Raw genomic sequence first — 10797 nt, forward strand, 5'->3', positions numbered from 1 at the left:
ATAAATAATAGATTTTTTCCGAGTATAGTAAAAGTTAGAACTGTTGTCCAAAAGTTTATAACTAAAATAAATAAATCTCCACAAATAACAATAGATAGGCTATGTGTTAAAATGTAGGATATTTATTAGAACTTATATAGTTAAATATATAAAACAAAAAGTATAGGAATTCACTCCTATACTTTCTTGTTTTTTAACTCATATACTCAGTTACAACCTTCTCTAAACAATCTAAATCCTTATCACTTGGATGAGAAAGAGCTTGATCAAAGTTTTCTATAAGTTCCTGCATTTTTTGTGGTTCTTTATCTACTCTGAGCCTAGGGAAAGAGTTAGGAGAAACAAGCAATTATTAATTGATGATTTGTTTTTATTTATTAACTCTCATTTAACTGAAAATATAACACTAGATAGGTTAGAAAAAGAGTTTTTCGTAAGTAAGTTTCATATTTCTAGAGAATTTAAAAAACATACCGGCCTAACAGTTCATAATTATATAACTAAAGCAAAGCTTAATTTGTGTAAAAAGCTTATTGAGGAAGGAAAGAGTATTTCAGGTATTTGTCAAATCTGTTCTCTTGGCGGATATAATAACTTATTTAGAGTTTTTAAAAAAGAATTTGGTATTACTCCTAAAGAATACTACAATGAAGTGAAAAAATTTAAAACTAAATAATAAATTTTTTTATTTAATTTTAAATTTCCGTTGCATTTCATCTACTTGTTATATATTATATATAACAGATAGATATTTAAAGGGGGATATTAGAGATGTCAATCAATAAAGAATTAAACAAAAAAGATATAAAAATAAGTTTGGTATTTACGTTTTTAGCAGCTTTTGCTGGTGTATTGATAGGACTATACTCTTCTATTAAGAGTGTACCAATACCAAATATGTCAAGATCGATGTTTGTTGCCGTATCAGCTCTACAAGTAGCAATACTTTACGGACTAATACTAGGTTTTATAGGTTTAAAATTATCGAGAGCTGTAAACTTAGATAACAAAGGTTTGTTAGGAAGTATCTATGAAGGTACTAAATATAGTATAGATTTTAATGGTTTAAAATTTGCACTTGGATTTGGTTTTATAAATGCTTGTGTTATAACTCTTAGTGAAAAGTTTATTTTTGCAAAACTTATACCCGAAATAGGAAATAGTACACCTGAATTTTCACCTTTATATTTAATAAGTGGTATAGTTTATGGTGGAATTGTAGAAGAAATAATGTTAAGACTATTCTTAATGTCATTTGTAGTTTTCGTTTTATATAAATTGTTTGCAAGAAAAGCTGATAAATCAGATATTCCTAATTGGATATACTTAGTAAGTATAGTTATTGCAGCTATTTTATTTGGTGTAGGTCATCTACCTGCTACTTATATGTTATTTAAGGTAACTCCTATTGTAATATTTAGAGTAGTTTTATTAAATGCTTTTGCAGGTATTCTTTTTGGATATTTATATTGGAAAAAAGGGTTTGAATACGGGATAATTGCTCATATGTTTTCACATATATTTATGCAATTAGCTTTAATACCGATATTATATTAAATATAATATCGGTATTTTAATGTTTGTATAGTTATACTTGACTTTCTATAAAATGTAAAATACAATTATCTCAAATACATAGGAATCCGAGGTGTTAATTTTGAATAAAGAACTTATAAAAGGTAGTACTATCACATTAATTTTAAATTCCTTAAATGAAAAACCCTTGTATGGATATGGTTTAATTAAAGAAATTGAAAATAAATCTAATGGTATTTTTCAATTTAAAGAAGGAACTCTCTATCCTATTTTGCATGATCTTGAAAAAAATAAACTAATTGAATCATTTTGGGATACTGAAAATGGTAGACGTAGGAAATACTACAAAATTACTAAAAAAGGTCTTACAGAATTAAAGGGACGACAAGATGAGTGGAAAGTATTTAGTAAAACAATGAATTTAGTATTAGGAGGTCAAATTTAATGAATGTAAAAGATACTTCTTCTATAGAAAGCTTTTTACAATCTGTGTGTAGGTTTATATCTACAGAAGAAAAAGCTAAAGAAATACAAGATGAACTTAGAGATCATATTTGTAGCTGTGTTGAATATTATACAAAAAATGGTATGAGTACTTCTGATGCAACAACTATGGCATTAAAACAAATGGGAGATCCAAGTGTATTAAGTAAAATCTACAAAGATAAAACTTCTAATTTAAATAGATTTTTACTCATATTTTTAACAGTAATAGTTCTACTTATATCTGCCATTAGCGGTATAGTATCTATTTACATTAATAGTCATAATGATCTTACTTTATTTTATATCTATACTATAATAACTCTAGCCATTACCTTATATTTCGGAACATATATAGTTGGTGTTATAAAAACATATAAAAAGGAATGTGAAATTTCTAAAGTAGATCCTCTTTTTTATATTCAGTCTTATAAGTCCTCTATTTTTGAAGAAAAATTAATAAAATATTCACAAGTAGCTTGTCTAATCATATCTTCACTAATTTTCATATATATTTTCATTAAATTCAATCATCTACAATTAAGCCAAGTATTATTAAGTTCTTCACAACATTTAGATTGGATTAGCTGTTTTGTATATCTAGCTATCTATTTATATATATTAAATCCTAAAGACAAGCATACAATTGTATATACTGATGGTTTACTTTCTTTTAATTATTTTGCACATTGGAGTGATATTCAAGGCTACATGTGGAGTAAAGAATTAGTAAATGGTAATAGCTTATATACTCTAGAATTTGCAGTGAAAAAATCATCTAAAATATCAGGTTCTAGAGCTCCTATAAAGGTTAGTTCTTCTCAAGTAATATTATTAAATGAATTATTTGAGAAGAATAATGTGCCTCAGATTTATAATTCTTAATATTATTATTTACAAATAATTTAGATTACAATTGTAATTCAATGTGAAAGCCCTGAATTTCAGGGCTTTGTTTAGTCCATATTCCTTATAGTTCCCCCACTGCTGTTCCTAGTGCAAATGTAAAAAGAATGGTAATCAAATAAAAAACTTCTCTTTTTCTTGTATAAATTAATTTGTAAATAATTTTTAACACAATTTTTATTCGGTAGCTTTTAATACGTGATTTTCTACTTGAGTCAATTTATGCTAAAGCAGTATTTTCATTTTCTATATTTTGCATCTCTCTTCCTACAAAATCTGCATACTGAGGTGTACCTAGTCCATATCCACCAGCAACTTCTAATATAGTCCCTGTAATGTATGATGACTCATTTCCTGCTAGGAATAATACTGAATTAGCTATATCCTCTGGTTTACCCATTCTCTTTAGCGGAACATGAGCTAAGAATGAATCTACAAATTCTTTTGGCATATTATTAAGTGCTGCATCTGTAGCTGTTAGTCCTGGAAGTACAGCATTACATCTTATATTGTATCTAGCGTATTGCATAGCTATTTGCTGTGTTATATTGTTTATAGAAGCCTTAGATACACCATATCCTATTCTTGATATATCTGGTATAGTACCACCTATAGATGATATATTAACTATACTACCACCACCATTTTTTATCATATGCGGAATTGTTGCTTTTGATATTGAGTATACTGTACCTACATTCTTAGTTATTATTTCTAAGAAAGCTTCTTCACTTCCATTTACTAAGTCTAAGTCCTCTTGTGGTTTACCCATTCCAAAGTTGTTTACTAGTATATCTAGTTTACCTTCTTTTGTTATTATTTCTTCTATCATTGAAGTATATGTTTCTTTTTTATATGCATCAAAATATACTGGTATCATTTTTAAATGTGTATATTTATCACATATTGCTTGTGTATCTTCCATTCTTCTTACACCTAAATATACTGTTGCTCCCTCTAGTGCAAGTTTTAGAGCACTTGCAAATCCAATTCCCCTTGTTGCTGATGTTACTAATGCAACTTGTCCTTTTAGTTTTCTCATTTTGCCGTCTCCTTTTTATATCTATATAAATTTACATTATTTACAAAGTATCTACTTATTTTATACCCACTTATATAAATTAAAAACAATCTTGAATTTTTTACAAGATAATTTGGCATTACTCCTAAACAATAATACAATCTTTCTTGTTAATTTTCACAAGATCGATTTTTATTGCAGTATTAGCACTACAAGTATCAGTACTTCATGGACTAATACTAGGTTTTAGGTTTGAAATTATCGAGAGCTGTAAACTTAAATAACAACAGTTTATATTTGCAAAACTTATACCTTAATATAGTAATATTTATAATTGTTTTATTAAATTCTTTTGAATATATTCTTCTTGGATATATGTATTGAAAATATTTCATAAGAAGCATCCATAGCTTCATCTATATCCAAGCAATATATATCCTCGTCATTATCATATCCATTATCTTTAGCCCAAACTTCAAATTCATTCTTCGTCCAGAAGAAATTCATGATATTTCAACAACTAGCAGCCCAGTTCTCAAACTTGTCTAAATTAAGATGTAAGACTCTAAGCTCATCATTATTAACATAATTAACCTTATCATTTACTATCTCAATCTCAACTTCTTTACCAGTAACACAACACATAGACTTAATAGTTATATCTTGATTGAATGTGCATCTACATCCAAGTGCATCTATAGCACACATAGAGCTAAACTCTCTACCATCTGCTAACTTAACTTTGTGCATAGTTGAAACTGCTGATACGGGATAAATAAAGTTAATCTTAGAATCCTCATCAACTACCATAATATTCTTTTCTATAAATAACTCTAAAACACTATCAACATAAGTATCCTCTATATTTAAAGTTTTGCTTACATAAGCTCTAACTTCTTCTAAATTGAGAGGTCTTCCTTCTTCTATAATCATATCCATTATAGATATTCTTACTTTCTTTTGTAACTCATCCAATTGTCTATACTTATTAATATCCATACTTTCCCCCCTCCTTAAATGTCATAGCATCTCTCTAATGTTTTTGTTAATGTATCTTTGTAATCTAAATATTCCTCACAGTGTCTATTTCTAGGTCTATCCAAATTTATTTTTAAATCTTCTAAAATACGTCCCTTATCTCTAGACATAACTATAACCCTATCACTCATATAAACAGCTTCATCTACATCATGAGTAACCATAATAGCTGTTATCTTATTCTTAGTCCAAATATTTTCAAGTTGCTCTTGTAAATTTTGTCTCATCTTGAAATCTACTGCTCCAAGAGGTTCATCCATTAGCAAAACTTCTGGATTACAAGCAAGTGCTCTTATAACTGCGACCCTTTGCTTCATACCTCCTGATAACTGATGGGGATACATTTTTTCTTTTCCCTTCAAATCAGCTATTTCTAAAAGTTCTGCTAGTTTTTTTTCTCTTTCTATTTTTGGTACTTTTTGTTGTTTTAGTGGAAACATTACATTTTCTTTAACATTTTTCCATGGGAATAGTGCATAGTTTTGAAATACAAAAGCTCTATCTATACCTGGCTTCGTAACTATCTTGTCATTTAATAACACTTTTCCTTCTTCAGATTTTTGGAAACCACCAATTATAGTTAAAAGAGTAGTTTTTCCACATCCAGAAGGCCCTAATAATGACACAAACTCTCCATTATTTATTTCTAAATTTATATTTTCTAATACTTTATTTTCAGTTTTATCATTTAAAAATGTCTTATTTATATTCTCTATCTTTAGCTTCATTATGCTGTGAACCTCCATTTACAAAGGCTTTTGTTTATAAATTTTAAAACTCTATCTATTATAAATCCTATTAGTGCTGCAAATATCATAAGCCCTATTAACAATTCTGTATTCATCATTGTTTGAGCTTGTACCATAGAGTAACCAAGACCGGCACTCGTTGCTATAAACTCGGCTCAGATAACAGACATCCATCCAGTACTTATGGCTAGTCTAGCTCCTGTTAGTATATCTGGTAGTGCCGCTGGTAACATTACATTTGTAAATATAGTAAATGGAGATGCACCCATACTTCTTGCTGCATTATAGTAATCTTTTGATATAGACCTAACTCCTTGAATAGTATTTAATATTATAGGAAACACTCCCGCAAATGCTATCAAGAATATTGTTGGTCCATCACCTATACCAAACCAAACTATTGTAAGTGGTACCCATGCCATTATAGGAACTTGTCTCACAGAGTCAACAAGTGGTGAAAATATTTTTTCAAATGTATTTGAGAATCCCATTAGTAAACCAAGAGGCAAACCAAATAGCATGGCATAGCTAAATCCTTTTAAAACTCTTTGTAAAGTTATAAGTAAGTTTTTTACTATTACCGGATCAGTTATACAGGTAATAAAACCTTCAAGTACACCTAAAGGCATTGGTAACAATAAAGAACTGTCTATTTTAGTTGCTCCTACTTGCCATATTCCTATGATTGCTCCTAATAATATCAATCTATATACCCAGTCTAGTGATTTTAAGTTTGATTTCTTAACTTTTTTCACTACAGCTTTATCTGTAGAAATTTTAGATTCCAACTTTTAAATGCCCCCATTTCTTCAGTAGATAATTTTTTATCTATATATCTTTCTAACTCTTTTTTTAGATTTTTTTCATCTTCTAATTCTTTAACGCTTTTATTATATAAATCTACAAACTCTTTATATAAATCACTCTTTTTAAAACTTTTATTGACAACCAATGAATAAGTTCCATAATCTTTGTTGGTTGAAGTTGATTTCTTGTTTCCTTCTAAGGAGAGTGCTTTTATAGCATCTACTATTACACCTTCTACTTTATTACTTTCTAGTGCATATGCTAAGCCACTATTTATAAAAGGTACAGTCTTAGAATCTTTATAATATTCATTTACTAAATTAATTTGATAATTCCTATTTTGCGTTACTCCAATACTCTGTGGATTTTCATTTTTTAATAAAAATATATCTGAATTTTGAACTAATATATTTACTATTTCAAAATTTTTGTCATACTCTATAAATTTACTAGCTGCTTCTTTGCAAATTATAGCCATATCAATTTGGTCTGAACTCAGAGCCCATTGCATAGTGCTTGCTCAGCAGTCAGCTATTGAATAAGGTTGTAGTAAATTTTCAATTTCAACCTCTTCAAAATAATCTTTGTTCTTCATATAGTTTATTACAAAACCAGAGGTATCATCAGATACCCCTATTCTTATACTGCCTTCTAACTTTTCATCTTCAGGATTGAAAAAAAATATTAATAAACTACCTATTATTATAATAATCCCTAATAATATATTCTTAATTTTATCCATCTATCTCCATAGCCTTAACTTTCCAATCTTCATAACTCATTCCCTCTGGGAATACTGTGTCTACTTTTTCCTTTATAAATTTATCAAAGTCATCCGCTCCACTGCTTTTTAAAATTTCTTCATTTACAACTTCCTCATATGATGGTATTTCTTCTAATGCTTTATATTCTTTGTACATAGCTAAATTGTTTTTGTATTCTTCTCCAGTTATAGTCCAAGTAAGGGTTCTTCCTTCACCTACAGTCTTTTTGTAGATAGTCATTAATGCAACTTCTTCATCTACGCTATAAGCTTTTGCAAATATTTTTGCTGAACTAACAGGATTAGTGTATATGTATTCTATAGCTTTAGTATGAGCTAATACCATTTTTTTAGCTAACTCTGGTTGTTCTTTTATAAACTTAGTATTTAATGAGAATGAACAGCAGTTATATTCTTTTCCTGTAGCTTCTTCTTTGTACTTAGTAGTAGCTATTATTTTACCTACTCCCTCAGCCTCTGCAACAGAACCCCATGGATCACAAGTTGAAAATGCTTTTATTTGACCTGTTTTTAATGCTAAGTAAGCATCTTTACTAGAATCCATATTTACAACTTCATATTTAGAATTATCTACTGGTAATCCTGTTTGTGGTCCATAATCAGTACTCCATAATAAATCACCTTCTGGATCTGATGCAATTTTTTGCCCTAGTAAATCTTCTGGTTTTTTAATATCATTTGCGACTACTAAATACTCAGATCCACCTTTGTGGTTATTTGCTGCTACAACTATAGGAGAACCTTTAGGTATAGCTCCGACTAATCCCTTTGTTCCTATATATCCAGCATCCATCTGACCTGCTGCCATAGCTTCTGGAACTTTACCATTTCCTATAGCCTCTACTTTTAATCCTAAATCCTTGTAGATTCCTGCCTCTACTGCTACTGGTGCAGCTGTCATATGATCACAGTTATAATATCCTAATTTGATAGTGTAATCCTCTTTAGCTGATGACTCCTCTTTGGGCTTACTACATCCTGTTAACATTGATGTTCCCAGCATACTTATTAATACTAATGATTGCATTTTCTTTGATAATTTCATAATATTTTCCCCTAAACTCATATTTATCTAATTAGCAACAAGCTGCCATGCCCTCGCCAAATAAATCAATTAATTTTTTATTTTGTAATCTATATATTGCATGACCTATGTTTCCATTCTTAGAACCAGATATCATTACTTCTATTTCATCTTTTTCATCTATATCTTTAAATGTAATACTTACATTTTCCTTTGGTGCTAATACAGGTTTTGTAATATACTTTTCACTCTCATCATTTACAACTACTACTGTTTCATTATTTTTATCATTCTTTTTATAGACAACTACTAAATCTTTTTTTCCATCATTATTAATGTCTTCTTCTGAATAAGTTATTATGTCTTCATATACAACTTTAGCTTCAAAAAAACTTAAATTTTCTTTATCTACATTAGGCAAGTTCTCAGCTTCTTTGCTTCTCTCATTAGAATATACAAATAGTCCTATTGCTCCTATTAAAATACCTAATCCTATGCTTAATTTATTATGCTTCATTTTTTACAACCTCTCTTAAACTAGGTAATATCGCTTTTATAAACATTATAAATATCATAAATGAACATAAATAATTGACTGGATCTGGTATATTTAACATAATTTTATTTGCCATATTTATAGACGCTTGAGTACTTTCTACATTCATATTTGAAGTAGTTCCTAGTAAAAGTTTATTAGTTATATATCCAATAATTAGAGCACACGAAGTAAGAGTTGTTGTATATATTATCACAGCTCTTTTTCCTATTACATTATATATACTTATAAGTTCTGGTAAATTTGTAGCAGCACCCGCTATTAAAAAGGTTACAGCAATTCCTGGAGATGCTCCACTTGCAACTAATGCTGCTACAAAAGGAATATGCCCAACTGCACAAACATACATTACACACGCTAAAATTGAAATACTTCCTAAAGATAAAACCCCTGGATTTCCTAAGTATTTTTGTATAATACTACTTGGAAATACTGTAGTTATAAACCCTGCCACTAGCATTCCTATTACTACATACTTACTTATGGTAAGTGCTAACTCTCCAAAAGACCACTTAAGCCCATCAATTATATTTTCTATAAAACTTCTTTTTTCTTCTTCTAAATCTATAGCTACCTCTCCTTCATCCTCTTGTTTAATACAAAGTTCATCTTTTCCAAATGTATTACCAAGCACTCCTACAAGAATTGGAATTATAAATCCTGATATAACATAAATAAAAGTAATCTCTGGTCCTAATAGCCCTAAACTCAAAATTATAGCTATAGGATTTATAACTGGCGTTGAAGTCATAAAAGCAAGAACAGGTCCTAGGTAAGCACCTGAATAATACATACTTATACCTATTGGAATAACTCCACAACTACATATAGGAAGCAACATACCTGACACTGTACTTTTAAAAATAGCACTTAGCTTATTATTTCCTAAAGCTTGTTGAAATCTTTGTGGCGTTATTATATTATGTAATGCCCCTGCAATAACAAAACTAATAACTAACCATCCAGAAGCTCCATTTAAAATACTTATAGAAGACATTATAATGTCTTTTATAAAATCTAGAATATACATACTACTCTCCCCTAAGCTCCTATAGCTTCTAATATTGCTTTTTCTATAACATTTTTTGATAAACGGTCATATTTTTTTCTTTGATTTACAATCAATGTACCTTTAGTGATTATTCCATACTTCTTTATGTAAGAAAAATCTTTTCCTAATTGATAAATCTTTACTTCTATCTTATCCTCATATCTTTTAGCTATTTTTTTTACGAGCATTCCATGCTCGTCACAAGTAGGTCATGTGTTGATAAATTCTACCAAAACCTTTTCCATAACATCCTCCATATTATTTATTGTTTTCTATTATGACAATTTTTCTATATATTCCACTTTTCATTATAAACAAGCTCTTATATTTTTGTCTAATAGATAATATCTATATGCCAATCTACGTTTATAGTCCTATTCTATCTTAATTATATATATCCCATAATTAAAAGCCCTGAAATTCAGGGCTTTGTTTATTTTACATCTTCTATTAAATACTTCATTGTATCCTTATCCATAGCACCAGGTACATATTGAGTAACATATCCTTCTTTGTCTATTATAAAAGTAGACGGAAAGGCACTTATTCCGTATTGATATACAAACTCTCCATCATAATCCATAACCACAGGGAAGGTATAGCCTTCTTCTTTTAAGAATTCTTTGATATGTTCTTCACTACCTTCTTTGCCTAGGTTAGGAGAAGCCACTCCAAGTATTACTACTTCTTCTTTGTTTAGTCCAGGTTATAATATTAATATAAACTTATTTAAATTATTAAAAAGTTTAATAAAATATCTTTATTAGTACATAACACTATAATTAAATAATATTAACTCTAATTGGATGTAACCCTACATCCTCTATCCCATTGGCAAATGC

General features: G+C 29.0%; 13 protein-coding genes and 1 pseudogene. 4 read left to right on the plus strand and 10 right to left on the minus strand.

Annotation, left to right across the window (positions count from 1 at the left end; all coding sequences use genetic code 11):
* The first annotated feature begins 364 nt into the window (after nt 1-364).
* From ACRC03_RS19525 to ACRC03_RS19540, 4 genes are all read left to right on the plus strand, one after another.
* A complete protein-coding gene (locus ACRC03_RS19525) occupies nt 365-676 on the plus strand; it encodes a helix-turn-helix transcriptional regulator (RefSeq protein WP_438654283.1) in 312 nt (103 codons plus the stop codon).
* A gap of 95 nt (nt 677-771) precedes the next feature.
* Nucleotides 772-1557, plus strand: a complete 786-nt coding sequence (locus ACRC03_RS19530) for a CPBP family intramembrane glutamic endopeptidase (protein WP_438654284.1) — start codon at nt 772-774, stop codon at nt 1555-1557.
* 91 nt (nt 1558-1648) lie between these two features.
* Nucleotides 1649-1981 (plus strand): PadR family transcriptional regulator, encoded by a 333-nt coding sequence (locus ACRC03_RS19535; RefSeq protein ID WP_438654285.1) that lies wholly within the window; start codon nt 1649-1651, stop codon nt 1979-1981.
* Nucleotides 1981-2904 carry a permease prefix domain 1-containing protein gene (locus ACRC03_RS19540; protein ID WP_438654286.1) on the plus strand — a complete coding sequence of 308 codons (924 nt, stop codon included), beginning with the start codon at nt 1981-1983 and terminating at the stop codon, nt 2902-2904. Before ACRC03_RS19535 ends, ACRC03_RS19540 begins: the two co-directional genes overlap by 1 nt.
* A gap of 241 nt (nt 2905-3145) precedes the next feature.
* Here ACRC03_RS19540 and hdhA read toward each other — a convergent pair whose 3' ends face one another.
* The 10 genes and pseudogenes from hdhA to ACRC03_RS19590 all read right to left on the minus strand — a co-directional run.
* Complete coding sequence (gene hdhA / locus ACRC03_RS19545; RefSeq protein ID WP_438654287.1) at nt 3146-3967, minus strand: 7alpha-hydroxysteroid dehydrogenase; 822 nt, start codon at nt 3965-3967, stop codon at nt 3146-3148.
* Nucleotides 3968-4288: 321 nt separating this feature from the next.
* Nucleotides 4289-4945, minus strand: a complete 657-nt coding sequence (gene saoL, locus ACRC03_RS19550; RefSeq protein ID WP_438654288.1) for a MerB-like organometallic lyase SaoL — start codon at nt 4943-4945, stop codon at nt 4289-4291.
* Nucleotides 4946-4959: 14 nt separating this feature from the next.
* Complete coding sequence (saoA, locus tag ACRC03_RS19555; RefSeq protein ID WP_438654289.1) at nt 4960-5712, minus strand: ABC transporter ATP-binding protein SaoA; 753 nt, start codon at nt 5710-5712, stop codon at nt 4960-4962.
* Nucleotides 5712-6521 carry an ABC transporter permease subunit SaoP gene (gene saoP / locus ACRC03_RS19560; RefSeq protein WP_438654290.1) on the minus strand — a complete coding sequence of 270 codons (810 nt, stop codon included), beginning with the start codon at nt 6519-6521 and terminating at the stop codon, nt 5712-5714. The genes saoA and saoP overlap by 1 nt, the downstream gene beginning before the upstream one ends.
* A complete protein-coding gene (gene saoB, locus ACRC03_RS19565; protein ID WP_438654291.1) occupies nt 6488-7282 on the minus strand; it encodes an ABC transporter substrate-binding (seleno)protein SaoB in 795 nt (264 codons plus the stop codon). Before saoB ends, saoP begins: the two co-directional genes overlap by 34 nt.
* A complete protein-coding gene (gene saoX / locus ACRC03_RS19570) occupies nt 7275-8369 on the minus strand; it encodes an ABC transporter substrate-binding subunit SaoX (RefSeq protein ID WP_438654292.1) in 1095 nt (364 codons plus the stop codon). Before saoX ends, saoB begins: the two co-directional genes overlap by 8 nt.
* A 31-nt stretch (nt 8370-8400) precedes the next feature.
* Nucleotides 8401-8865 carry a Cys-Cys-COOH (seleno)protein SaoC gene (gene saoC / locus ACRC03_RS19575; RefSeq protein ID WP_438654293.1) on the minus strand — a complete coding sequence of 155 codons (465 nt, stop codon included), beginning with the start codon at nt 8863-8865 and terminating at the stop codon, nt 8401-8403.
* Complete coding sequence (saoE, locus tag ACRC03_RS19580; protein WP_438654294.1) at nt 8855-9934, minus strand: efflux transporter SaoE; 1080 nt, start codon at nt 9932-9934, stop codon at nt 8855-8857. The genes saoC and saoE overlap by 11 nt, the downstream gene beginning before the upstream one ends.
* Nucleotides 9935-9945: 11 nt before the next feature.
* Nucleotides 9946-10200, minus strand: coding sequence for a thioredoxin-like (seleno)protein SaoT (saoT, locus tag ACRC03_RS19585; protein ID WP_438654295.1), 255 nt, complete (start codon nt 10198-10200; stop codon nt 9946-9948).
* A gap of 188 nt (nt 10201-10388) precedes the next feature.
* Nucleotides 10389-10637, minus strand: a pseudogene (locus ACRC03_RS19590) (TlpA family protein disulfide reductase); the annotation flags it as partial.
* Between the last annotated feature and the right edge of the window lie 160 nt (nt 10638-10797).

This window comes from Romboutsia sp. (genome assembly GCF_051659545.1).
GTDB lineage: Bacteria > Bacillota > Clostridia > Peptostreptococcales > Peptostreptococcaceae > JBOFOR01.

What these genes read in the sequence shown, in the direction of transcription:
- ACRC03_RS19530 (WP_438654284.1), top strand. Translation starts at nt 772, where the DNA reads ATGTCAATCAATAAAGAATTAAACAAAAAAGATATAAAAATAAGTTTG.
- ACRC03_RS19540 (WP_438654286.1), top strand. Translation starts at nt 1,981, where the DNA reads ATGAATGTAAAAGATACTTCTTCTATAGAAAGCTTTTTACAATCTGTG.
- hdhA (WP_438654287.1), bottom strand. Translation starts at nt 3,967, where the DNA reads ATGAGAAAACTAAAAGGACAAGTTGCATTAGTAACATCAGCAACAAGG.
- saoA (WP_438654289.1), bottom strand. Translation starts at nt 5,712, where the DNA reads ATGAAGCTAAAGATAGAGAATATAAATAAGACATTTTTAAATGATAAA.
- saoX (WP_438654292.1), bottom strand. Translation starts at nt 8,369, where the DNA reads ATGAAATTATCAAAGAAAATGCAATCATTAGTATTAATAAGTATGCTG.
- saoC (WP_438654293.1), bottom strand. Translation starts at nt 8,865, where the DNA reads ATGAAGCATAATAAATTAAGCATAGGATTAGGTATTTTAATAGGAGCA.
- saoE (WP_438654294.1), bottom strand. Translation starts at nt 9,934, where the DNA reads ATGTATATTCTAGATTTTATAAAAGACATTATAATGTCTTCTATAAGT.